General features: G+C 72.0%; 20 protein-coding genes. 12 read left to right on the forward strand and 8 right to left on the reverse strand.

Annotation, left to right across the window (positions count from 1 at the left end; translation table 11 throughout):
* Nucleotides 1–4: 4 nt before the first annotated feature.
* A complete protein-coding gene (locus tag IEY20_RS06570; RefSeq protein WP_022903942.1) occupies nucleotides 5–862 on the reverse strand; it encodes a LysR substrate-binding domain-containing protein in 858 nt (285 codons plus the stop codon).
* Between the two features lie 122 nt (nucleotides 863–984).
* Between IEY20_RS06570 and IEY20_RS06575 the strand changes: the two genes are divergently transcribed.
* Nucleotides 985–2,310, forward strand: a complete 1,326-nt coding sequence (locus tag IEY20_RS06575; RefSeq protein WP_175329624.1) for an MFS transporter — start codon at nucleotides 985–987, stop codon at nucleotides 2,308–2,310.
* 196 nt (nucleotides 2,311–2,506) lie between these two features.
* Here the strand turns inward: IEY20_RS06575 and IEY20_RS06580 are convergent, their stop codons facing one another.
* Nucleotides 2,507–3,154 carry an NAD(P)-dependent oxidoreductase gene (locus tag IEY20_RS06580; RefSeq protein ID WP_175329623.1) on the reverse strand — a complete coding sequence of 216 codons (648 nt, stop codon included), beginning with the start codon at nucleotides 3,152–3,154 and terminating at the stop codon, nucleotides 2,507–2,509.
* Between the two features lie 126 nt (nucleotides 3,155–3,280).
* On the opposite strand from IEY20_RS06580, the gene IEY20_RS06585 reads away from it, so the two are divergent.
* Together IEY20_RS06585 and IEY20_RS06590 are read left to right on the forward strand one after the other, a co-directional pair.
* Nucleotides 3,281–3,643: a winged helix-turn-helix transcriptional regulator gene (locus IEY20_RS06585; RefSeq protein WP_022903944.1), complete on the forward strand. Its 363-nt coding sequence runs from the start codon at nucleotides 3,281–3,283 to the stop codon at nucleotides 3,641–3,643.
* A 79-nt stretch (nucleotides 3,644–3,722) separates the two neighbouring features.
* Nucleotides 3,723–4,751 (forward strand): NADPH:quinone reductase, encoded by a 1,029-nt coding sequence (locus IEY20_RS06590; RefSeq protein WP_175329622.1) that lies wholly within the window; start codon nucleotides 3,723–3,725, stop codon nucleotides 4,749–4,751.
* A 221-nt stretch (nucleotides 4,752–4,972) separates the two neighbouring features.
* Here IEY20_RS06590 and IEY20_RS06595 read toward each other — a convergent pair whose 3' ends face one another.
* Entirely contained in the window at nucleotides 4,973–5,158 is a 186-nt protein-coding gene (locus IEY20_RS06595) for a hypothetical protein (protein WP_022907754.1), read from the reverse strand.
* A 41-nt stretch (nucleotides 5,159–5,199) separates the two neighbouring features.
* Nucleotides 5,200–6,027: a GAF domain-containing protein gene (locus IEY20_RS06600; protein ID WP_175329621.1), complete on the reverse strand. Its 828-nt coding sequence runs from the start codon at nucleotides 6,025–6,027 to the stop codon at nucleotides 5,200–5,202.
* A 127-nt stretch (nucleotides 6,028–6,154) separates the two neighbouring features.
* Here IEY20_RS06600 and IEY20_RS06605 point away from each other — a divergent pair, with 127 nt between their 5' ends.
* The 3 genes from IEY20_RS06605 to IEY20_RS06615 all read left to right on the forward strand — a co-directional run bounded on the left by IEY20_RS06605 (nucleotide 6,155) and on the right by IEY20_RS06615 (nucleotide 10,053).
* On the forward strand, nucleotides 6,155–6,892 hold the full coding sequence (locus tag IEY20_RS06605; protein ID WP_049976557.1) for a S1 family peptidase: 738 nt from the start codon (nucleotides 6,155–6,157) through the stop codon (nucleotides 6,890–6,892).
* A 162-nt stretch (nucleotides 6,893–7,054) separates the two neighbouring features.
* Entirely contained in the window at nucleotides 7,055–7,927 is an 873-nt protein-coding gene (locus IEY20_RS06610; RefSeq protein ID WP_175329620.1) for a patatin-like phospholipase family protein, read from the forward strand.
* Nucleotides 7,928–7,965: 38 nt separating this feature from the next.
* The gene (locus tag IEY20_RS06615; protein ID WP_175329619.1) at nucleotides 7,966–10,053 is read left to right on the forward strand and encodes a S9 family peptidase; all 2,088 of its coding nucleotides are present in this window, start codon (nucleotides 7,966–7,968) and stop codon (nucleotides 10,051–10,053) included.
* Nucleotides 10,054–10,333: 280 nt separating this feature from the next.
* Here the strand turns inward: IEY20_RS06615 and IEY20_RS06620 are convergent, their stop codons facing one another.
* Nucleotides 10,334–11,527 carry an acyl-CoA dehydrogenase family protein gene (locus IEY20_RS06620; protein ID WP_175329618.1) on the reverse strand — a complete coding sequence of 398 codons (1,194 nt, stop codon included), beginning with the start codon at nucleotides 11,525–11,527 and terminating at the stop codon, nucleotides 10,334–10,336.
* A 47-nt stretch (nucleotides 11,528–11,574) separates the two neighbouring features.
* On the opposite strand from IEY20_RS06620, the gene IEY20_RS06625 reads away from it, so the two are divergent.
* Nucleotides 11,575–12,156 carry a QsdR family transcriptional regulator gene (locus IEY20_RS06625; protein WP_175329617.1) on the forward strand — a complete coding sequence of 194 codons (582 nt, stop codon included), beginning with the start codon at nucleotides 11,575–11,577 and terminating at the stop codon, nucleotides 12,154–12,156.
* Nucleotides 12,157–12,193: 37 nt separating this feature from the next.
* Here IEY20_RS06625 and IEY20_RS06630 read toward each other — a convergent pair whose 3' ends face one another.
* Together IEY20_RS06630 and IEY20_RS17480 are read right to left on the reverse strand one after the other, a co-directional pair.
* Nucleotides 12,194–12,634 (reverse strand): VOC family protein, encoded by a 441-nt coding sequence (locus tag IEY20_RS06630; protein WP_175329616.1) that lies wholly within the window; start codon nucleotides 12,632–12,634, stop codon nucleotides 12,194–12,196.
* A 192-nt stretch (nucleotides 12,635–12,826) separates the two neighbouring features.
* Nucleotides 12,827–12,982, reverse strand: a complete 156-nt coding sequence (locus IEY20_RS17480) for a DUF8730 family Cys-rich protein (protein ID WP_022903593.1) — start codon at nucleotides 12,980–12,982, stop codon at nucleotides 12,827–12,829.
* A 206-nt stretch (nucleotides 12,983–13,188) separates the two neighbouring features.
* On the opposite strand from IEY20_RS17480, the gene IEY20_RS06635 reads away from it, so the two are divergent.
* Nucleotides 13,189–13,617, forward strand: a complete 429-nt coding sequence (locus IEY20_RS06635; RefSeq protein ID WP_175329615.1) for an acyl-CoA thioesterase — start codon at nucleotides 13,189–13,191, stop codon at nucleotides 13,615–13,617.
* Between the two features lie 147 nt (nucleotides 13,618–13,764).
* On the opposite strand, the gene IEY20_RS06640 is transcribed toward IEY20_RS06635, so the two are convergent.
* Nucleotides 13,765–17,262 (reverse strand): proline dehydrogenase family protein, encoded by a 3,498-nt coding sequence (locus IEY20_RS06640; protein ID WP_188888983.1) that lies wholly within the window; start codon nucleotides 17,260–17,262, stop codon nucleotides 13,765–13,767.
* 81 nt (nucleotides 17,263–17,343) lie between these two features.
* On the opposite strand from IEY20_RS06640, the gene IEY20_RS06645 reads away from it, so the two are divergent.
* From IEY20_RS06645 to IEY20_RS06660, 4 genes are all read left to right on the forward strand, one after another.
* Nucleotides 17,344–18,246, forward strand: coding sequence for a LysR family transcriptional regulator (locus IEY20_RS06645; RefSeq protein WP_175329613.1), 903 nt, complete (start codon nucleotides 17,344–17,346; stop codon nucleotides 18,244–18,246).
* A 112-nt stretch (nucleotides 18,247–18,358) separates the two neighbouring features.
* Nucleotides 18,359–20,215, forward strand: coding sequence for a hypothetical protein (locus IEY20_RS06650; protein WP_188888985.1), 1,857 nt, complete (start codon nucleotides 18,359–18,361; stop codon nucleotides 20,213–20,215).
* Nucleotides 20,216–20,440: 225 nt separating this feature from the next.
* A complete protein-coding gene (locus tag IEY20_RS06655; protein ID WP_175329611.1) occupies nucleotides 20,441–21,727 on the forward strand; it encodes a hypothetical protein in 1,287 nt (428 codons plus the stop codon).
* A gap of 206 nt (nucleotides 21,728–21,933) precedes the next feature.
* Nucleotides 21,934–23,580, forward strand: a complete 1,647-nt coding sequence (locus IEY20_RS06660; RefSeq protein ID WP_175329610.1) for a putative Ig domain-containing protein — start codon at nucleotides 21,934–21,936, stop codon at nucleotides 23,578–23,580.
* The last annotated feature ends 66 nt before the right edge of the window (nucleotides 23,581–23,646 follow it).

Consider the following 23,646-nt stretch of genomic DNA (forward strand, 5'->3'; position numbering starts at 1 on the left):
GCCGTCAGACCGCGCGGATGACGCCTCGGGACAGGATCGCGTTCGTGAGGGCGTCCACGGGCTCCCGCTGCGTCGTCGGGTTCGCGATGAGGACGTAGTCGACGGCGGGCAGGTCCGGCAGCGCCAGCCGCTGCGACACCTTCACGAGGTCCGCCGGGATGAGCGAGTGCGGGAACACCGCGACGCCGATGCCCGCCCGCACCGCCGCGAGCACGCCGTTCACGTCGCGGGTGTTGCACGTGATCCGCCAGGTACGCCCCGCGGCCTCGAGCGCGTCGATCGCCATCTGCCGGCTGATGCTCGGCGCCTGGTAGACGATGAGCGGCACCGGCTCGCCCGCTTCGAGCGCGATGCCGTCCTGCGCCATCCACACCATCTGGTCGGTCGCGACGCGGGTGCCCTCGGCGGACTCCCCCGCGGTCTGCTTGATGAAGACGAGGTCGAGCTGGCCCGCGTGCACCCGGCGCAGCAGCGGCGCGGACTGGTTCACCGTGAGCTCGAGGTTCACCTGCGGGTGCAGGCGCCGGAAGTCCCGGAGGATGCGCGGCAGCTGGGTGATCGCGAGGTCGTCGGCGGCGCCGAAGCGGAGCCGCCCGCGGGTCGCCGCCCCGGAGAAGTACGCGTCCGCCGTCGCGTGTGCCGCGAGGATCGTCCGCGCGAACCCGGCCATCGCGTCCCCGTTGTCCGTGAGCGTGACCCCGCGGGTGTCCCGGGCCACCAGGGTCCGTGCAACCGCTGCCTCGAGGCGACGCACGTGCTGCGAGACCGTCGGCTGGCTGATCCCGAGTCGGACCCCGGCGGCCGTGAAGCTCTGCGTCTCCGCGACCGCGAGGAAGGTCCGCAGCAGCACCGGGTCGAGCACGGCTGTACCCCCTCATTCGACATCGCAATGGACTGATAGCAACCATACGGGGATCGAATGGGCTGCGGACAAGTAGTTTCGAACGGGTACCGTTCCACCCCCGATGTTCGGAGACCCCAGCCGTGAGTGCGTCATCGACGACCCTCCCCCCGCCCACCGAACCACTGCCCGTCATCGCCGAACGTCCGCCGTGGCGGCACACCCTCATCGCACTGTCGGTGCCGAACTTCCGGATCTTCACGGCGACGAACCTCGTGGCGATGACCGCCGGGTGGATGCAGCGGATCGCGCAGGACTGGCTCGTGCTCCAGCTGACCGGGTCGGTGGCACAGGTCGGCATCACCGTGGCGTGCCAGTTCGCGCCGATGCTCTTCTTCGGCCTCTTCGGCGGGGTCATCGTCGACCGGTTCTCGAAGCGGGCGCTGATGATGCTGACGCAGGGCGCGTTCGCGGTCCTGTCGCTGCTGCTCGCCGTGCTCACCCTGACCGGCGTCGTGGAGGCGTGGCACATCTGGGTGATCGCGTTCCTCGTCGGCATGGTCACCGTCGTCGACAACCCGGCACGCCAGGTGTTCGTGACGGAGATCGTCGGCCACCAGCACCTCCGGAACGCGATCAGCGTCAACTCGAGCGTGTTCCAGCTCGGCGGCATGATCGGGCCCGCCCTGTCGGGGGCGCTCCTCGTGGCCGTCGGGGCAGGCTGGTCGTTCGGGGTCAACGCCGTCGCGTGCGCCGCGGTGGTCGTGACGCTCGGGTTCCTCCGCGTGTCCGAACTGCACCGGACCCCGCCGGCACCCCGGACCAAGGGGCAGCTCGTCGAGGGGCCCCGGTACGCGATGCGCAAGCCGACCATCCTCGTGCCGGTGGTGCTCATGGCGTTCTTCTCGGTGTTCGCGCTGACGATGCCCGTGCTGCTGTCGGCCTTCGCGTCCGAGGTGTACGACGTCGGGGCCGGTGGCTACGGGGTGTTCAACTCCGCGGTCGCGATCGGGGCCTTGGCCGGGGCGCTGCTGTCCACGCGGCGGGCGGTGGTGCGGCTCCGCACGATCGTCGGCGGGGTGTTCTGGACGGGCGTGCTGCTCGTGGCCACCGGGCTCGTGCCGGTCATCGCGCCGTTCACGGTGGCACTCGTGGCCGTCGGGATGTCGCAGCTGCTGTTCATGACCGCGTCGAACTCGCTCGTGCAGCTGTCCTCGAACGTGGCGATCCGCGGCCGGGTGATGTCGCTGTACGTCCTCGTGCTGCTCGGCGGACAGGCGATCGGCGGGCCGGTGATGGGCCAGGTGGTGGACCACTTCGGGGCGCACGTGGGGATGGTCGTCGCGGGAGGCGTGCCCGCGGCCGCGGCCGCGGTCGTCGCGCTCGTGCTCGCGCGGCGGGGCGGCCTGCACCTCGCGGTGCGGATGCGGCACCACGTGCCGGTGCCCGCGATCGTCGGGCACCGCTGAGGGGCGCGGCGCGCGGCGCGCGCGGCCCGCGGCGCGCGCCGCCGCACAACCAAAGTCGCTTCGCACCGCGTGATCGCGCGGTGCGAAGCGACTTTGGTTGTGCGAACGCGACCTGACGTGCGCTCGACAGGGGGCGGGACGGCCTGGAGGCCCGTGGCGGGGTCGCCACGGGCCTCCAGGCCGTCGAACGGTCGCGTCAGTACGCGACGCCGAAGCGCGCCTGGTGGTGCGCCGGCGTGACGATCTCGTCGACGAACGCGATCGCGAAGTCCTCGCCCGAGATGTCCGAGTTGCCCTCGGCGTCGGTGAGGAGGACGTCGTCCGTCGTGCGGTAGCTGCCGGTGCGCTCGCCCGGGTTGTAGCCGCCGAACGCCGCCGCGGGGCTGACGTAGAACCAGTCGACGTCCGTGTCCGAGGCCTGCAGCGCCTCGAGGATCGCACCATGGCTCTTCGCCTCGCCCGCGAAGGCGTCCGGGAAGTCGGGGGTGTCGTAGAGGCGGGGGCCGCCCTCCGCGACGAAGAGGGACCCGGCGCCGCCGACGATGCCGAGTCGTGCGCCGGCCGCCGAGGCTGCATCGACGAAGTGCTGGAAGCGGTCCTTCAGCTCGGACCCGTCGGCCTGGACGGCGTGGAGCGAGACGACGATGACGTCCGCGCCCGCGGTGACCTCCGAGACGAAGCCCTCGTCGAACGCGTCGCCCTGCGCGAGCGTCAGCCCCTCGGCCGGCTCGAGCTTCGACGTGTCGCGCGCGACGGCGGTGACGGCGATGCCGCGGGAGAGGGCCTCGCGGGTGATGGCGGAGCCGGCGTACCCGGTGCCTCCGAAGACGACGATGCTGGTCATGGCAGTCCTTTCGTGGGGGTCGTGCTGCTGGTGCGTGCGGCGTGTGGACGACGCGGCGCCACTCACTGTACGGGTGTTACTCTCTTTCGGTAAGTAGGCACCTGACAGTGCGTAACGGAGGTCGTCGTGTCCGCTCTGGAGTACACCCCCTACGTGGCCGACTGCCCGTCGCGCCAGCTCCTCGACCGCATCGGCGACCGGTGGAGCGTCCTGACCATCGGGTCGCTCGTCGACGGCCCGCAGCGGTACTCCACGATCGCGAACCGCGTCGAAGGGGTCTCGCAGAAGATGCTGACGCAGACCCTGCGAGCGCTCGAGCGGGACGGCCTCGTCACCCGCACGGTGTTCCCCGAGATCCCGCCGCACGTCGAGTACGAACTCACGGACCGGGGTCGCTCCCTCCGGAACGTGCTCGAACCACTCGAGCGCTGGGCGACCGAGCACATGGACGACGTCGCGGAGTCGCGCGCGGAGTACGACGCGCGGTGAGGCCGGCGGGCGCGTCCGAGTCCAGCGTGTCTGACGTTCGCCTGGAATCCGGTCCCCGACCCGGTGGTTGCCTGGGGACATGCGATCAGTCGTCTACTCGAAGCCCGGTGACTCGTCCGTCCTGACTGTCGTGGAGCGCCCGCTCCCCGAGCCCGGACCCGGCGAGGTCCGCGTCCGCATCGTGACCTCCGGCGTCAACCCCACCGACTGGAAGGCCCGCGCCGGCGGTACCTACGGCGACGGTCTGCCGTTCCCCGAGGTCACGCCGAACCAGGACGGCTCGGGCGTCGTCGACGCTGTCGGTCCGGAGGTCGACGACCTCCGGGTCGGTGACCGCGTCTGGCTGTTCATGGCCGCGTCCGGCCGACCGACCGGCACGGCGCAGGAGTACACCGTCGTCCCCGCCGAGCGCGCGGTCCCCCTGCCCGACGGGGTCGGCCACGACGTCGGAGCGTCGCTCGGCGTGCCCGCGATGACCGCCCACCGCGCACTCACCACGCACGAGCACGGCCCGGACCGCCTGGCGCCGGGCGCACTCTCGGGCAAGACGGTCCTCGTCGCGGGTGGCGCCGGGGCCGTCGGGCACGCGGCGATCCAGCTCGCCCGCTGGGCCGGAGCGACCGTGGTCTCGACGATCAGCTCCGACGCGAAGGCTGCCCTCGCAACGGCAGCCGGAGCACACCACGTCGTGAACTACCGGGACGACGACGCCGCCGACCAGATCCGGCAGATCGCTCCGGACGGCGTGGACATCGTCGTCGAGGTGTCGATCCCGCAGAACGCCCAGCTCGTGGCGGAGGTGCTGGCCAACCACGGCGTCGTCTCGATCTACGCGAACAACGGTGGGGACGAGGCGACGCTGCCGATCCGACCGAACATGAGCGTCAACGCCCGCTACCAGTTCCTGCTGCTGTACACGATCGGGGACGAAGCGCTGGCCGCCGCCGCCGCGGACGTGACGGCGGCCCTCCGCGACGGGGTCCTGCCGGTCGGCGAGGACGCCGGGCTGCCGCTGACCCGGTTCCCGCTCGAGGAGACCGCTGCGGCGCACGACGCGGTCGAGGGTGACGCCGTCGGCAAGGTACTCATCGAGGTCGGCGAGGAGTGAGCTCACTCCGCGGGGCATGACCTCGTGGCTTGACCTCGGGGCGTGGCCGCGTGACCGCGTGACAGCGGGGCCGCGGCGTCCGCGGGGCCGCGGCGTCCGCTCGGCCCGCAACGAGCACGCGCCGCGTCCGCCGGTGATCCGGTCGGGCGCGGCGCGTGGGGCGTCGGCATGGCAGCTCCGTCACGATGTGACCGCTCCGGGCCGCCGGTCAGGGCGTCGGCTCAGCGTGCGAGCGCGGCGGCGAGGCGTGCCTCGAAGCGACGGCGGGCAGCGACCCGCTCGCGCTCGATGTTCGCGGCGATGACCTCGAGGTCTTCGTAGTCGGCGTCGGTGGTGTCGTCGGTCCAGTTGGGGGTGTACACCCGGGACCGACCGAAGGGCTTCGGTTCGGGGGTCACGATGGTCATGTGGGGATGGTACGTCGAGCGTCCGACAAATCGTGTGCGCATCACGGGCCTTTCCTGGGGTTGCGGTCCCGTTCCGGGAACGAGGACGCGAGCGAGAACGCGATGGCCATGAACGAGGCCATCATCGCGACGTACTTGGCGTCGAGGTCGGTGAACGCGTCCGGTGCGGGCGAGTCCACGGTGAGCATGCCGAAGGAGTACTCCTCGGACCGGATGACGACCGAGACGTACGACCGGTAGCGCGGTTCGAACCCCGGGAGGTCCTCGTCCACGTCGACCTCCGCCAGGCGGTCCCCGACGACGCGCGGGCCACCGCCGACGAGGACCCAGTCGAGGTTGCGGTCGCCGTACGGGGTCCCGGCGCGGAAGACGCCGGCGGTGTCCTCGGCTCCGCCGTGCCCGATCGGTTCGAGCGCGCGGAGGTCCGCCGACAACTGGTAGACGTTCGCCCGGACGTCGGGCACCCCGGGCAGCAGGTAGAACGCGAGCGCCACCGCGATGCGGTCCGCGAACGCCGGGAGTTCCTGTCGTCGCGCCGCCCGCCGGAGCTCCGCGAACCGCACGAGCCGGGTCGCGAGCTGCCCGAAGGCGTAGCGGACGGCGGTGCCCTGCTCCAGCTCCGTCGAGCGGGCGACCGCTGCGGCCGCAGCCACCGAGGCCTCGGTCCGACGGGCGCGGACGACCTGGACGACGACCGCGGCGGAGAGCACCACGAGGCCGAGCACGACGAGCGAGACCTTCACGCTCGGCGCCGTGACGAGGTTCGGCAGCTGGAACGCGGCGGTGGGCGCGGTCGCGACGATGATCGGCCACACGACCGCTCCGGCGCGGCGCCGTCGGCGGTCCACGGTGCTTCGTTCCCCTGTCATGCCGACGACGGTAGGGCACCCCACCGACGCCTGTTGAGTTGTCCACAGGCCCGGACGGAGGGTACGCATGTTGTCCCCTGCAACGCCGACTTGCCCCCCGAACGAGGGCGGGAAGAACATCGTGCACATGCAGCAGCGACTCAAGACCAGAGCAACGGCGCTCCTCGCGACCGCCGCCATCGTCCTCCTCGGCGGGACCTTCGGAGCCAGCGCGGCGAACGCCGCGACGGTCTCCCCGCAGGTCATCGGCGGCGAGCAGGCCCCCAGCACCCCGTGGGAGGTGCAGCTCATCTTCCAGCAGGGCGGCTCCGCCACGTACGGGTGCACCGGTGAGCAGATCAACGCGTCGTGGGTGCTCACCGCCAACCACTGCGTCGACGGCACCACCGCGATGAACGTCTACCAGTCGAACAGCACCTCGAACCGCGGCACGGCGATCGCGGCCGACCGGCTGTACTCGGCGCCGTCGGGCGACATCGCGCTCGTGCACCTGCGGACCGCAAAGGCATTGTCCTCGTACGCGCCGCTCGACCTCGCCTACACGACGAAGTCCTCCGGCACGGGCACCATCATGGGCTACGGCAACCGGGCGAACAGCGCCCCGAGCACCGGGCTCTACCAGGCGACGGTCAACCTCACCGGTCGCTCGATCGACGCGTACAACGGCACCGCGCAGCACGTCACGGGCGTCTCGGGCGCATCGAACCACGGCGACTCCGGCGGGCCCCTGCTCGTGAACGGCAAGGTCGTCGGCGTCTGCTCGACGGGCGACGTCGCCGACCCGGGTGCGAACACCCACGCGGGCTCGAACTACGCGGTGCTGACGCAGAGCGCCAGCTGGATCCGCAGCACCGCAGGCGTCTGACCGACGTTTCCACATGACGGACTGGAGGCCCGTGGCGACGCCGCCACGGGCCTCCAGTCCGTTGCTGCCCACCACTCCTGCACTTGCCGGTCTGCGCTGGTTCCCATCCACGGGCAGCGCGCCGCGCGCCGCGCGACGACCCGGGGTTGGTAAGCATGACCCATGACCGACGTCTCGACGCCCACGCCCGGCACCCGCGCACTCGTCCTCGGAGGCGGCGGCGTCGCCGGGATCGCCTGGGAACTCGGGGTGCTCGCCGCCCTGCAGGAAGCCGGGGTCGACCTCGACGCCGCCGACCTCGTGGTCGGCTCGAGCGCGGGGAGCGTCGTGGGCACGTTCGTGCGCGCCGGCGCGGTCGCCGACGCGTACGCACAGCAGCACACGCCCCTGCCCTCGACGTACGAGGAACCGCCGGTCATCGCGTCCGAGGACTTCCAGGCGCGACTCGAGCAGGTGCTCGCCGGCGCGCGGGACGACCAGGACGCCCGGGCTCGGCTGGGCGCCGTCGCGCAGCGGTCGACCGGCGGCCAGACCGACGAAGAGCGCATCGCGACCTTCGAGCAGACACTGCCCGGCACGGCCTGGCCGGCGAAGCCGCTCGGCGTCACCGCGATCGACGCCACCGACGGCACGTTCCGCGTCCTGACCGCCGAGTCCGGCGTACCGCTCCCCCGAGCCGTGGCCGCGAGTTGCTCGGTGCCGCTGGTGTGGACGCCCGTGGCGATCGACGGCGTGCCGCACATCGACGGCGGCCTCCGCTCGGCCACGAACGCCGACGTCGCGGACGGGTACGAGCGCGTGCTCGTCATCGCCTGCGGCCCCGAGGGCCCGTCACCGCTCGGGCCGTCGCTGGACGTCGCGGTCGAGAGCCTGCGGGCAGGCGGGAGCTCGGTCGAGACCGTCGTGGCGGACAGCGCCTCGCAGCACGCCTTCGGCTCCAACTCGCTCGCACTGTCCACCCAGGCACCGTCGGCGGAGCAGGGGCACCGGCAGGGATCGACGATCGCGGAGCAGGTCGCCGCGTTCTGGGCGTAGCCCGCGACCGTGTCACCGGACCTCGCTAGCGTGGAGTCATGACGACGCCGTTCTCCGACCTCGACCAGTTCACCGCCCTCCCCCGAGTCGACGGGATCGCGGTCGCCCCGGACGGATCGCGGGTGTTCCTCACTGTCAGCGCACTCGACGACGAGCGCACCGGGTACCGCCGGTCGGTCTGGAGCGTCCCCGCCGACGGTTCGGGTACGCCGGTCCGACTGACCCGCTCGGCGAAGGGCGAGGGCGGGATCGCCGTCACCCGCGGCGGCGACGTGCTGTTCGTGTCCGGCCGGCCCGACGAGTCCGGCGCCGACGACGCGGCCCAGCTCTGGGTGCTCCCCGCCACGGGCGGCGAAGCGCGCCCGGTCACGGCCCTGTCGGGAGGCGCAGGTGGCGTCCTCGCCACGGCCTCCGGCAGCGACGTGGTCGCCTTCACGGCACCGCTGCTCCCCGGGGCGGACGCGGACGACGAGACGTCGTTCCTCGCGGCGGACGCCGCGCTGCGCAAGCGCCGCACGGAGCGGAAGGTCGCGGCGATCCTCCACGAGACCTACCCCGTGCGGTACTGGGACCACGACCTCGGCCCCGACGAGACCCACGTGCTGACCCTCGACCTCGCCGAACTGCGTGAACGTGACGCGGCCGTGCGTCCCGCCGACGGCGCCGACGCTCCGGACTACCCGACGCACCTCCCGCGCCCGGCCGACCTCACCCCCGCTCCGGCCCGGACGCTCGACCACGTGGACGGCGCCCTGACCCCGGACGGCTCGGTGCTGCTCGCGTCCGTGGCCGTGCAGGAACCCCGCGGCTTCCGCTCGACGCTGGTGACGGTCGACGTCCGGACGGGCACCCGGACCGTGGTGTTCGACGAACCGGACGTCGACCACGAGATCCCCCGCGTCAGCCACGACGGCCGGACGATCGCGTGGGTGCGGACGCCCCGCTCGACGCCGGCCGGTGCTCACGAGCAGGAGATCTGGACCGCTCCGCTCACCACGGACGGCACCGTGGACGTCGCGGGCGCCCGGCGGATCGCGACCGACTGGGACCGCTGGCCGGCCGAGCTCGTCTTCGAGCACGGCGACGCCGCACTCCTCGCCGTCGCCGACCAGGACGGCCGCGCGCCGATCTTCCGGATCCCCCTCGACGGAGCCCCCGTCGAGCAGCTGACCCACGACGACTGGGCCTACTCCGGCCTACGCGTGGCGGACGGGACCGGCGAGGTCGTGGCGCTCCGGGCCTCCTGGCAGGCGCCGCTGCACCCGGTCCGGATCGCCGCCGACGGTTCGGTGACGGTCCTCGCAACTCCCGCGCCGCTCCCCGACGTCCCCAGCACGATCGAGGACGTCGAGACCACGGCTGCCGACGGCACGCGCGTCCGCGGCTGGCTGGTGCTGCCCGAGGGCGACGGGCCGCACCCGCTGCTGCTCTGGATCCACGGTGGCCCGCTGAACTCGTGGAACCAGTGGTCGTGGCGGTGGAGCCCGCAGCTCGCCGCAGCACGCGGGTACGCCGTGCTGCTGCCGGACCCGGCACTGTCGACCGGCTACGGGCTCGACTTCATCAACCGGGGCTGGAACGCCTGGGGGCAGGCTCCGTACACCGACCTCATGGCGATCACCGACCACGTCGTCGGCCGACCGGACATCGACGAGACCCGGACGGCAGCGATGGGCGGCTCGTTCGGCGGGTACATGGCGAACTGGGTCGCGGGCCACACCGATCGGTTCCGGGCGATCGTCACGCACGCCAGCCTGTGGGCGCTCGAGCAGTTCAACGGCACGACGGACATGTCGCAGTACTGGCAGTCGATCTTCGACGCCGAGGGCATGCGCGAGAACGACCCGCACCGGTTCGTGGCAGACATCACCACACCGATGCTCGTGATCCACGGCGACAAGGACTACCGGGTGCCGATCGGCGAAGGACTGCGGCTCTGGTCGGAGCTCGCGGAGCACCACGCCGCGGAGGACGGGACGATGCCGCACCGGTTCCTGTACTTCCCGGACGAGAACCACTGGGTGCTCAAGCCGCAGCACGCGGTGGTCTGGTACGAGACCGTGTTCGCCTTCCTGGCCCAGCACGTGCTCGGCGAGGAGTGGGAGCGGCCGGAGCTGCTCGGGTAGCAACGGCTCGGGCGCGGGGCTCGCGGGCGGGGCTCGGCGAACGCGCGCGTTTCGACGAACCACGTGTCGTTCGACGCTCGCGGTGTCGCGGCCAACGCCGCCCACGCCGCGCCGAGCTGCCCGCACAAATGACGACGCGACCGATGTCCTCCGACATCGGTCGCGTCGTTCCGCAGCGGCACCCGAAGCCGCACGCGGATTCCGGGCGGGCATCATCACCCCGCCCGAGATCAGCCCCCTCGCGCCCACGGGCCCTCAGGCCCTCAGGCCCGTCCAGCCCTCACACGAACGCGGCCTGCCCCGTGATCGCCCGCCCCACGATGAGCGTGTTCACTTCGCGGGTGCCCTCGTACGAGTAGATGGCCTCGGCATCGGAGAAGAACCGCGCCACGCCCTTCTCGAGCACGATGCCGTTCCCGCCCTGCACCTCGCGGCACCAGCCGACCGTCTCGCGCATCTTCGCCGTGGCGAACGCCTTCGCCATCGCGGAGTGCTCGTCCCCGCCGACCCCGGCGTCCTGCATGGCCGAGGCCTGGGTGCACAGGGCGATCGACGCGGTGATGTTCGCGAGCGACTTCACGAGGAGGTCCTGCACCATCTGGTGCGCCGCGATCGGCTTCCCGAACTGGATGCGCGTCCGGGCGTAGTCGAGCGCCGCCTCGTACGCACCGACCGCGATGCCGATCGCCTGCCACGCCACCTCGGTCCGGGTGAGCCGCAGGACCTCGGCCGTCGCCCGGAACGAGTTCGCACGCTGCAGCCGACGCGACTCCGGCACCCGGACCCCGCGCATCGTGATGTCGGCGTTCTGCACGCCGCGGAGGGCGATCTTGTCCTCGATCTTCGTCGCGGTGAACCCCGGGGTGTCGGTCGTGACGAGGAAGCCCTTGACCTGCTCGTCCGCGACGTCCTTCGCCCAGATCACGACGACGTCGGCGAAGGTGGCGTTGCCGATCCATCGCTTCTCGCCGTCGAGGACCCACTCGTCACCCTCACGCCGGGCGGTCGTCCGCAGCCCGCGCGCGGAGTCGCTGCCCGACAGCGGTTCGGTGAGGCCGAACGCGCCGATCAGCTCGCCGCGAGCCATGCGCGGCAGCCATTCCTGCTGCTGCTCCTCGCTGCCGGCGACCGCGATCGAGTTCATCGCGAGGCCGGACTGCACGCCGATGAACGTCGCCACGCTCGCGTCGACCCGACCGAGCTCGAGTGCCGCCCAGCCGCGGTACACCGCCGAGTTCTCGAACTGCCGCACGAGCGGGACGCCCGGCCCGTACATACCGAGCTCGGCGAGCGGCGCGATGACCTGCTTCGGGAACTCGGCACGCGCCCAGTACTCGTCGGCGATCGGGCGGACCTCGGCCTCGAGGTACGCACGCAGGCGTCCGAGCGAGTCACGCTCCCGATCGGTCAACCCCGTCTGGAAACCGTAGAAGTCCGATTCGAGGAGGGGCGTGGAGGCTGCCGTCGTTGACATACCCCCGATCGTGCATCATTCTCGAAAACGTTGCAAGGGAGGGATGCATGTACACATCGGATTCTGCGCTGCGCGCCTTCCGGGAGGCCCGCCACACCTTCATCGACGGCTCACGGATCGACATGGGGACCCTGGCAGCCTCGCTCGGCGTGGACCGGACGTCGCTCTTCCGGTGGGTGGGCAACCGCGACCGACTGCTCTCCGAGGTGCTGTGGTCCCTCGCCGTCCCGACGCTCGACAGCGCTGCCGCGTCCGCCGCGCCCACCGGGGCCGCGCGGATCGTCGACGTACTCGACCGGTTCACGGCGGACCTCATCCGCGCTCCGTACTTCCGCGCGTTCCTCACCCGGGAGCCTGCCCGTGCACTCCGACTGCTCACGACGACCGAGAGCGACGTGCAGAGTCGCTTCGTGGCACGGGTGACCGCCCTGATCGACGACGAACGGCAGGCCGGCACGTTCGACCCCGCGCCGCTGACGAGCGAGGAGCTGGCACGACTGCTCGTCCGGATCTCGGAGTCGTTCACGTACGCGGACCTCATCTCCGGGGAGACACCCGATCCGGCTCGCGCCCGTGCGACGTTCGAGTACGTGCTGCGTCCCACCGCCGTGCCCGCTCCGGTCGGGTGAAGCCCGACGGTGACGGTGTCAGCCCTTCGCTGCGATGTCAGCCCTTCGCTGCTGTGAACTCCAGGTTGATGTCGTCCGGGTCCTGCACGGAGAGGATCACGATGCCCGCCTCCCCGAGGTCCGTCACGTCGCCGTGCTCGACCCCCGCGGCGTCCAAGCGGGCAGCGGTTTCGTGGAGCGCCTCCACCGACCGCACCGTGAAGCTGACGTGGTCGAGACCGACCGTGTCGGAGTCGAACCGCTGACCGCGCGGTGCGACGGGCCGGAGCCCGAACAGCTGCTCCCCGAGCGGGAAGATGCACCCGCCGTAGAGCCGCTCCCGGTCCTCCACGATCCCCGGTTCGTCGATGTGCGCACTGAAGTCCATCGCTGGTGCGACGCCGAGGAGCTGCTCGTAGAACGCCTTGCTCCGGTGGATGTCGGTGACGGTGATGCGGACGTGTGCGAGTGCGGTGGGGTGTGCGAAGGCTTCGGTCACGATGGTGGTGCTCCTCGTGGTGTGGTCGGGTCGCCGACGATCGTCGGCACCTGTCGAGGCAACGCCGTCAGCCTGACCGTCTCCCCGGACGCCGCGGCGACCGGACAGCGGCACACGACGACGGCTCGCGCGTGCGACGATCGACGCTGCACAGCGCGCCACGCTCAGCGGTCAGCGGTCAGCGGTCAGCGGTCAGCGGAAGCCGCGGGTCTCGAGCATGTGATGCGGGATGCCGTGCCCCTGGCAGCGATCTCGGCGGCGGATGCCCCGCATCACGTCGCGGACGTGGTCGCCGCAGCCCGTCCACGAGGACTTGCCGCACACAGGGCACTGGACCGACTCGCACATGCGGGCCACGGTACGGACGGAGCCCTGGACGGACAGCCGAAACGCTGTACCCGATCCGTTGGACGACGGATTTCGGACTCCCGAGCGTCAGACGGCCCGGAGGCGGGGTCGAGTACGGTCGGTTCGTCCCCGGATCGGCCGAGTCGCACCAGCGTGGTCGGCCGGTGCTCCGAGGCCGCTGCACCCGCACCACCGATCGGAGACCGATGACCATCGACGAGTACCCGTTCTGCCGGACCTACCCCACGCGGTGGAACGACAACGACATGTTCGGGCACGTCAACAACACGATCTACTACTCGGCCATGGACAACGCCGCGACGTACTGGTTTCGGGAGGTCGCGGGCCTCGATCCGTTCTCGTCCGAGTGGATCGCCGTCCTCGTGTCGTCGAGCTGCCACTTCGTCGAGTCAGCGGTCTGGCCGGACGTCATCGAGGTCGGGATGCGGTCGAAGCGGATCGGCACGACGAGCCTCGCGTGGGAGTTCGGCCTCTTCCGCCAGTCCGACGGCGCGCTGCTCGCGACGGGCGAGTTCGTCCACGTCATCATCGACCGCGAAGGCGAACGACGGCCGACCCCCATCCCGGCGGAACTCCGCGAACTCGTCACGAGCAGGATGACGGTCACCGACTGACCTCCGCACAACCCAAAGCGGCTCGAACCACGGAATCACGTGGTTCGAGCCGCTTCCAGTTGTGCGAACGCCCCGCCGAGCGCTGCCCCGCGCCGTCCGGCTGCCCGCCGAACGCCGCACGCAGCGCCGCACGCAGCGCCCCCGCCCTTAGATCAGCGCGTCCGTCAGGTGGTTCGGCGTCCCGAACCGGTGCGCCGTGATCGACACCGCCTGCTCCCGGAGGAACGGCAGCACCTCGATCCGCCCGGCCTCGGTCACCGGCTCGGCGTAGACCGCGACGTCCGGACGTCCACCGACCGCCGTGTACAGCGCCGAAGCATCCCCGCCGATGAGCCGGACCCGCGTCGACGGGCCGTCGGCCACCCGCGCTGCGAACGCCGCGTCGGACTCCCCGTCGCGGAGCGACCGCACGATCGCCAGCGACTGCACTGCCGACCGCACGGAGACCGGCAGCGAACCGGAGACCGACACGTCGATCGTCGTCCCCGCGCGGAGCGCCGCCGCGACGACCCGGACGAGCGCGTCGACGTCGAGCGACGAGTCGTCGTCCGCGGCGAGCCGCACGTGCACCCCCGGGAAGGGCAGGTAGCGCGCGATGTTCCGCTCGGCGGTCAGCGCGGACACGTCGGTCGCGGTGCCGAACAGCATGGTCCACGCTCGCTCGTCGGACGCGAGCGCGCGGTCGAGCGACTCCGATGACACACCGGACGCCCGGACGAACGCGGACACCGGCGAGGACACAGCGACACGAGCAGCACCAGCGCCAGCAGCACCAGCAGGCACCGATGACCACGATCCGAGCCCGATCAGGTAGTTCAGCCCGCCGGCCTTCGTCCCGGCACCGACGGCCGACTTCTTCCACCCGCCGAACGGCTGGCGTCGGACGATCGCGCCCGTGATGCCGCGGTTCACGTACAGGTGGCCGGCCTCGATCCGGTCGAGCCACGTGCCGATCTCCCCGGCGTCGAGCGAGTGCAGCCCCGAGGTGAGGCCGTAGTCGACCTCGTTGACGATGTCGATCGCCTCGTCGAGGGTCCGCGCGGTCATGATGCCGAGGATCGGACCGAAGTACTCCGTCCGGTGGAACGCCGACCCGCGAGCGACACCGTCGCGGACGCCGGGGCTCCAGAGCTTCCCGGAGTCGTCCAGTCGGGCGGGCTGCACGGCCCAGGTCTCCCCCGCACCGAGCTTCGTCAGGCCGTCGAGCAGCTTGCCGGCGGCCGGCTCGATGACCGGCCCCATCTGCGTCGTCGCGTCGGTCGGGTACCCCACGGTCAGCGAGGACACGGCATCGATCAGCTGGGACCGGAACCGCCGCGAGGTGGCGACGGACCCGACGAGCACGACGAGCGACGCCGCCGAGCACTTCTGACCCGCGTGCCCGAACGCCGAGGCGACGACGTCCTTGACCGCGAGGTCCAGGTCGGCCGACGGCGTCACGATGATCGCGTTCTTGCCCGAGGTCTCGGCGAGCAGGGGCAGGTCCGGCCGGAACGAGCGGAAGAGCTCGGCGGTCTCGTACGCCCCGGTCAGGATCACGCGGTCGACCAGCGGCGACGCGACGAGCTGCCTGCCGAGGTCGTTCTCGGACACCTGCAGGAATGCGAGGACGTCGGCCGGCGCACCGTGCAGGTCGAGCGCCGTCTCGATGATCGAGGCGAGCACCGCGCCGGACCGCTCGGCGGGCGGGGCGGGCTTCAGCACCACGGCGGACCCGGCGGCGAGCGCGGCGAGGGTCGACCCCGCCGGGATCGCCACGGGGAAGTTCCACGGCGGCGCGACGAGCGTCAGGGCGGCCGGCGTGAAGGAGGCGCCGTCCACCGCGTCGAGCTCCGACGCGAGCTCCGCGTAGAAGTGCGCGAAGTCGATCGCCTCGGACACCTCCGGGTCGGCCTGGTCGATGGTCTTGCCGGTCTCGGAGGCCATGACCTCGATCAACGCCGCACGGTTGGCCTCGAGGGCGTCTCCGATCGCGTGCAGCACGGCGCCGCGCGACGCTCCCGACCACGTCGCCCACGTCGTGCCCGCGGCGCGGACGCGACCGAGGACGGACTCGAGCGACTCGGCGGAGGTGATCCGGGCCTCCTGGACGGCCTTGACCCCGAGCGTCGACGACGCGACGCGCGCGGTGATGTCGGCGCCCCACCGCCGGAACTCCGCGACCGACGGGTCGGTGTCCGGCGTGTTCTCGAAGTGCCCGGCCGACGGGCGCCCGACGGCCGCGTAGCGGTCGGCGACACGGTGCGAGGCCGGCGCGAGGAGACCCTCCGGCGTGGCGAGCGGTTCGAGGGACGACCGGAATCGGGACTCCTCGCGGGCGAACAGCTCGGGCGAGGACGCCAGCGAGAACACCGCCGACATGAAGTTCTCCTGCGACGCGCCCTCCTCCAGCCGCCGGATCAGGTAGGCGATCGCCACGTCGAACTCACCCGGGTGGACCACCGGCGTGTAGAGCAGCAGCGAGCCGACGGTCCGACGGACGGCCTCGGCCTGCCCCTGCGCCATCCCGAGCAGCATCTCGAACTCGATGCCGTCGCGCACACCGCGCTCCCCCGCGAGCAGCCAGGCGTGCGCGACGTCGAACAGGTTGTGCCCGGCGACGCCGACGCGGACGTTCTCGATGCGCTCGGGGGTGAGTGCCCAGTCGAGCACGCGCTTGTAGTTCGTGTCGGAGTCCTGCTTGGTGTGCCACGTGGCGAGCGGCCAGCCGTGCACGGAGGCCTCAACCTGCTCCATCGGCAGGTTCGCACCCTTCACGAGACGGACCTTGATGCCGGCGCCACCGCGGGCACGACGGGCAGCGGACCACTCCTGCAGGTGCTCCATCGCGGCGAGCGCGTCGGGCAGGTAGGCCTGCAGCACGATGCCGGCCTCGAGCGACGTGAACTCGGGCTCGTCGAGGAGCTGCGTGAAGACCGCGATCGTGAGGTCGAGGTCCTTGTACTCCTCCATGTCGAGGTTGATGAACTTGTGCGGGGACGCCTCGACGGCCCGGCGGAACAGCGGCCGGAGCTTCTCGATGATGTCCGCGACGGCGTGGTCGAACGCCCACGGGGAGTGCGGGTGCACGGTCGACGACACCTTGATCGAGACGTAGTCGACGTCGTCGCGGGCGAGGAGGCGGTGCGTGCCCTCGAGGCGACGGGCGGCTTCCTTCTCGCCGAGCACGGCCTCACCGAGCAGGTTCACGTTGAGGCGGACGCCCTCGCGCTTGATCTTCGCGATCGCCGGCCCGAGCTTGGCGTCAGTGGCGTCCACGATGAGGTGTCCGACCATGTCCCGGAGCACCCGTCGTGCGATCGGGACGACGACGCCGGGGAGCACCGGGGCCATGCCGCCGCCGAGCCGGACCAGGCCGCGCAGTGCTGCGGGCAGGAAGCCGGGGGCGTTCGGCGCGATCGCGCGGAGCTTCCGGGCGGCGACACCGAGGTCCTCCGGGCGGACGACGCCGTCGACGAACCCGACCGCGAAGTCGAGCCCGGACGGGTCGGCGAGCACCCCCGCGAGCTGCTTCGCCGAGCCGTCGACCGGGTAGGTCTCGGCCTCGGCGAGCCACTGCCGCACGAGCGCGACGGACTGGTCGGCCAGGTCGCCGGGTCCGGTGGGCTGGGAGGCGGCAGCGGGTTGCTCGTGCACGGTCGTCATGGCGCCAGTGTGGAGCACCGCAAGCATCAGCGGAAGCAATGTTCCGTGACGATTACCGTGCAGTTCTCCTAAAGTGTCGACATGCTCGATGTGCGCCGTCTCGTCCTCCTCCGGGAGCTCTCCATCCGCGGGACCATCGCGGCCGTCGCGGAGGCCGTGAACTTCACCCCGTCGGCGGTCTCGCAGCAGCTCTCCGCCCTCGAACGCGAGGCCGGCGTCCCGCTGCTGCGCCGGGCAGGTCGCCGCCTCCAGCTCACCCCGCAGGCGGAGGTCCTGGTGCAGGCCGCCGGGCACGTGCTCGACGTCCTCGAGCAGGCCCAGTCCGAGGTCGAGGGATCCATGCCGACCGTCCAGGGCCGCGTCCGGGTCGCGGTGTTCCAGTCCGCTGCCCTCGCGCTCATGCCGAACGCCCTGCACGCGATGGCGACCGCGCACCCGGACGTCCGGATCGAGATGGTGCAGCGCGAGCCGGAGACCGCCCTGCACGAGACGTGGATCCGCGACTTCGACATGGTCATCGCCGAGCAGTACCCCGCGCACGCCGCACCGCGTCTGCCGGGTCTGCAGCGCGAGGACCTCACGACCGACGCCGTCCGGCTGGCCCTCCCACCGGTCGACACCGCGCTCGCCCCCGTCACCTCGATCTCCGACGCCGAGGCGCTGCCGTGGGTGATGGAGCCCCGCGGGACCGCCTCGCGGCACTTCGCCGAGCAGGTCTGCCGTCGCCACGGCTTCGAGCCGGACGTCCGCTACGAGACCGCCGACCTCCAGACCCAGATCCGTCTCGTCGAGTCCGGGAACGCCGTGAGCCTCATGCCCGACCTCATGTGGACGGGGCGCACGACGACCTGTCGCCTCGTCGAGCTGCCGGAGCGTCCGCGCCGCACGATCTTCACCGTGGTGCGCGCCGCGGGGTCGTCCTCCCCCGCCGTGACCGCGCTGCGGGCCGAGCTCGAGCGTGCGGCGGCGGTCGTCGGCGACTGACCCGGTCCCGAGCCGTTACCGGACCGAGATGCGCGGGCCGTCAGGTCGCCCGTCGGCGGGACACCCCTGGGTGAGGGCACCTCCCGTGCCCACCGACATCCAGGGGGATCCCATGCAGCAGTCCTGCCCACGCCGACTCCGTCACGGTGCCGCGATCGGAGCGGCCGTCGCCGTCGTCGCCGCCTCGTCCGCGTTCGGCATCGGTGCCACGGCAGCGGTCGCCGACGACGCGCCGACATCCGCGTCCACGACGACCGCGTCCACGACGACCGCGACCGCGCCCGCTTCCGTCTCCGCGACGGACGTCACGACCGACGACCAGCCGGGAGGCACGGCTCCCGACCCGACGTCGGCCCACCCCGACGAGGCGGTCGCCCCCGACGAGGCGGTCGCCCCCGACGAGGCGGTCGCCCCCGGCGAGGGCGCAGGCGGTGAGGGCTCCGCCGACGGGGGCGTCGCCGGCGAACCGACGGCCGAGCAGCGCGCCGACCTCGCCTTCCCCGACGGCACGACCGCCGACGCACCCCTCCTCCTCGAGGCGACCGCCGGTGACGCCGTCGACCGCACGTTCACCGCGACCGGCGGCACCGGCGGCGTCACGTACGAACTCCGGGGTGCCGGTGGGAAGCCGATCGTGGGGGACGGCTCGTTCGAGAACGACTTCACGCTCGACCCCTCGACCGGTCGGCTATCCGGCACGGCCCGGCTCGCCACCGTGCACGACTTCCAGGTCGTCGCGTCCAGCGGGTCGGAGCGTGCGGTCGAGCACGTGCGCCTCACCGTCCGCCCGGGAGCACCGGTCGGCGTCACCTTCGCGGTCTCGGCGTCGGACGGGGTCGGGCTCTGGCAGGTCGAGACCGACGGCACCATCTGGGAGCAGGCTGCGGGCCAGGGCCGCGTGCGCATCGTGCCCGAGGTCCCGGTCGTCGAGGGGTCGTCGCTCGTGCTCGCCGGCCTCGCCGTCGACGCGTACGGCAACCGGACGACCCCCGGCGGCGAGGACGACCCGTACCCGCGGTCGACCGTCACGAGCACCGTCCCGGACGACCGGGCCGTGTGGTCCGACAGCGGCTCGAACACGGTCTCCTTCAGCGGCACCGGAGTGCGCACCCTCACGGTCTCGGAGGGCGGGGTCTCCACGTCCTTCCGGGTCGACGTCGGCACGGCGACGGAGTCGTTCGCCTTCGCCGCAGGGACGCGGACCCGGGTCACGGGGACCGCGGGCGAGCCGTTCTCGGCCGACTTCCCCGTGACCGGCGCCGGGGACGACCTCCGGTACACACTCCGGTCCCCGGAGGGCACCCCGTACAACGCACCGGACGGCCTCGAGGTCCGCATCGACCCCAGGAGCGGCACGCTCACGGGCAGTGCCACCCTGGCGAGGACCTTCCACCTCAGCGTGGTCGCGACGGGCGGCGGCGTGGAGGCCGTCCTCCCCGTGGAGCTCGCCGTGGCCCCGGCCGCGTTCGACCACTTCACCGCCTCCGTACGGATGGCCGACGCAGGCGAACGTACTGACACGTGGACGGTCGAGGGCGACACCGTGACGCACTTCCGATCCGACCCGGCAGGCGACCGCGTCGACGTCGTCCCGGCGCGACAGGGTGACCGGATGGTCGTGTTCGCGATCCCGGAGGACCGCTTCGGCAACACCCCGACGCGGCCCGTGGACCACACCATCACGAGCGATGTCGCGAGCGACCGCTTCGGCGTCGAGCAGTCCAGCGGTGGGACGACGGTCACGTTCACGCATGCTTCCCGGCACGTCGTGACCATCCGGTACGAGGGCGGTTCGCTGGCCGTCCCGTTCGAGGTCTCGCCCGTCGCCGGACCGGCGACGGGGCACGCGGCGACGGGCACGCTCGCCTACACCGGGTCCGACTCGTCGGGGCCGCTCGCGTGGGCGCTCGGGCTGCTCGCGGCCGGCGGCGGCTTGCTTGTCCACCGGCTGCGTCGCCGACGCATCTGACGCGACCGCGCGACGGACGGGAGGCGCGGTGCACGCCCGCACCGCGCCTCCCGTCCGACGTCGATTGCTGAACAAAACCCCAGGTCACATGCTGTGCGGACCCGAATCGTTCCGTGATGGAACCGCAACGTGCAGGCCACCCGCGGGCCGCCTCGAAGCCGTAGCGTCAGCGTCGACAGGAGCGGATGGCCGCCCTGCGAACCCGGACATCCCAGGGGGGAATCCATGCGCTCCACCACCTCGTCGTCGCGCCGTCGGGCCGCACTCGTCGCGGCGACCGCGATCGCGGTCGTCACCGTCGGTTCGGGGGCCGCCTTCGGCGTCTCCGCGGCGAACGCTGCCACCGACACGGCACCGGCGTCGACGTCGGCACCGGCGACCACGGCTCCTGCTGCCACGGCGCAGGCCGCCACGACCCCGGCAGCGAGCACGGCGCTCGCCTTCACCGAGCCGTCCACGAAGGCCGACCCGCTCGCCCTCAGCGCCACCGTCGGCACGCCGTTCAGCCACACCTTCCACACGACGGGCGGCAACGGCACCGTCGGGTACGCGATCCAGGACGCGCCGTCGAGCGCCTGGACGGTGAACGTCGAGACGGGCGTGCTCAGCGCCACGCCGACGACGGCCGGGACGTTCGACTTCGAGGTCGTCGCGCTGAGCGGTGGCGAACAGGTCACCGAGTACGTCCGGGTCACCGTCGCACCCTCACCGCTGTCCTTCACCGAGCCGTCGACCAAGGCGCAGCCGCTCGCGCTCACCGCCACCGCTGGGACGACCTTCACGCACACCTTCCGGGCTGTGGGCGGCAGCGGATCGCTCGCCTACGCGATCCAGGACGCCCCCTCGTCGGCGTTCACGGTCAACGTGTCGACCGGTGTGCTGACGAGCACCGAGACCACGGCCGGAACGTACGACTTCGAGGTCGTCGCGCTCCGCGGGAAGACCACCGCGACCGAGTACGTCCGGCTCACGGTCCGCCCCGCGGCGCCGATCGGCCTGATCACTTTCGTCGGTCACGGGACCCCGGGCAGCACCGCGTACGAGGTCGGCCCGAGCGGCACGATCACGGCCTTCACCGGCACCGGCAAGGACCTGGGCACGGTGTCCTCGATCCCGGCGAAGCAGAACGGCACGCTCGTCGTGTCGGGCATCGCGGTCGACCGCTTCGGCAACTCGACCGAGCCCCAGACGACGGGCCAGCCGCTCGCGACGCTGACGAGCTCGGTCGCCTCCGACCGGATCGTGCCGGACACGGCGAAGCACGTCGTGCGGATCACCTTCCCGCATGCCTCGCAGCACCGGCTCACCGTCTCACAGGACGGCGTCTCGACGTCGTTCACCGTCGCCGTGCAGCCGCTGGCGACCACCGCGGTCGCGACGTCGGCGACGGGAACGGGTGCGACGCTCGCCTACACCGGCGCCGACGAGCGCACCCCGATCGCATGGGGTGCGGGCCTGCTGGCAGCCGGGGCGACGCTGCTCGGCTTCCGACTGCGACGCCGTCGGATCTGACACGGTCCGATCCGGGACCGCCAGGGGCGTGGTGTCGATCGACACCGCGCCCCTGGCGGTTCCCGCACGATCCCCCCAACCCAGGTCACATTTCGGCTTCGAGGCCCCTCAGGCGCCCCTCCGACCCCTACGATCCGAGAGCCGAGCCTTCTCGGCGGATTCACATGATCCGGAACCCGTCCGGACCTGAACACCTGGGGGAGAACGTGCGCCGCAGCACTTCCACCGTCCGACGCGCCTGTGCGCTGGGGACCACCGCCGCACTGGTCGTCCTGACGACCGGCCTCGGCGTCATGACCGCGACCGCCGCGAACGCCGAGACCGTCAGCGAGCCGACGCCGACCGCGACGGTCGACCCGACGCCGTCGGACGCGAGCACCGACCCGACGACCGACCCGACCGCGACCCCGACCCCGACCGGCGAGCCGGACTCGTCGGCCACGGCCGACCCCGCACCGACCACGGGCGAGCCGGCCCCCGCGAAGACCACCGCCCCGGCCAAGCCGCTCCTCCCGGGCTCGGGCAGCAGCACGCAGGACGTCACCCCCGCCGCGGTGGCCGCTCCCACGGTCACGATCACGGGCACCGCGAAGGTCGGTTCGACCCTCAAGGCGACGACGACCGGCTTCGACAAGGAGCTCGCCACGCCGGAGTTCGTCTGGACGAACCAGGCGACCAAGGAACAGCTGTCGAACGACCAGTTCTACGACCTCCAGCCCACGGACGTCGGCGCGGTCATCGTCGTGACCGTCACGGGCAAGGACTCCGAGGGCACCGACGTCAAGGCCTCCGCGAAGACCGCCGAGGTCACGCAGGACCCGGTGTTCGTCGACGCCTCCGGCACCCCGATCGTGGGCGGCACGGTAGCGGACGAGGACACGCTGTTCATCGATGACGCGACCGCCGGCGAGGCCTACTCGTACACGTTCCGCGCCGAGGGCTACCCCGCGCCGACCTACCAGCTCTCCTGGTACTACGGCGACGAGGAGGACTCGATCGGCAACGTCGTCGAGACCCAGTCGCAGGCCGCGGCCGAGAACACGCTCGGGGCCGGCTTCGAGTCCGACGCGGACGTCAACGGCGACGGCGAGATCACGCCCGACGACCAACTGCCGAAGGGCATCACGTTCGACCCGGCGACCGGCGAGCTGAGCGGCACCGCGACCGAGGCGTCGTGGTACGACTTCGCCGTGACCGCCACGAGCGGCGACGTCTCCACCACCCAGTACGTCGAGCTGACGGTCGACCCGGGCGCCGCGTACGGCCTGGCCGCCGTCGCGCTCGACAAGGGACTCATCGACAACGGCAAGGGCGCGGAGTACATCATCCGCCCGGACGGCACCGTGCTCGGGTTCGACCTCGCGGTCGACGAGGACGGGTTCCCGGAGATCGGTGACCTCCGCGACCACGTCTCGGTCAAGCAGGGCGGCACGCTCCTGGTCTACGGCTCGCCCGTGGACCGTTTCGGCAACGACGTCTACCCCGAGGACGAGAACGACGTCGTGCAGGCAACCGTCACGTCGGACGTCGCGAGCGACGTCATCAAGCCGTACACGGAGAACGGCGCGGAGGGCTACGGCGTCTCGAGCGTCACCTTCCCGCACGCGTCGACCCACCGGCTGAGCGTCTCGGCCCAGGCCCTCGAGCCGATCTCCTTCGACGTCGAGGTCCAGCCCGTCGCCGCGCCGGCCGTCGTGGTCACCCCGACCGCCACCGGCACCGGCACCGGTGTCCAGCTCGCCTACACGGGCTCCGACGCGACCGGCGCCCTGCCCTGGGCACTCGGCCTCGTGCTCGCCGGCGCCGGCCTGATCGGTGCGCGCACGCTGCGCCGCCGTCGCGCCCAGCGCTGATCCCGGCGCCTCCCGTCGGTCGCGTGTCCGCGTGACCGACGGGAGGCCCGACCCGGCCCCGTCCCG

Source organism: Curtobacterium luteum (genome assembly GCF_014646995.1).
Taxonomy (GTDB): Bacteria; Actinomycetota; Actinomycetes; order Actinomycetales; family Microbacteriaceae; genus Curtobacterium; species Curtobacterium luteum.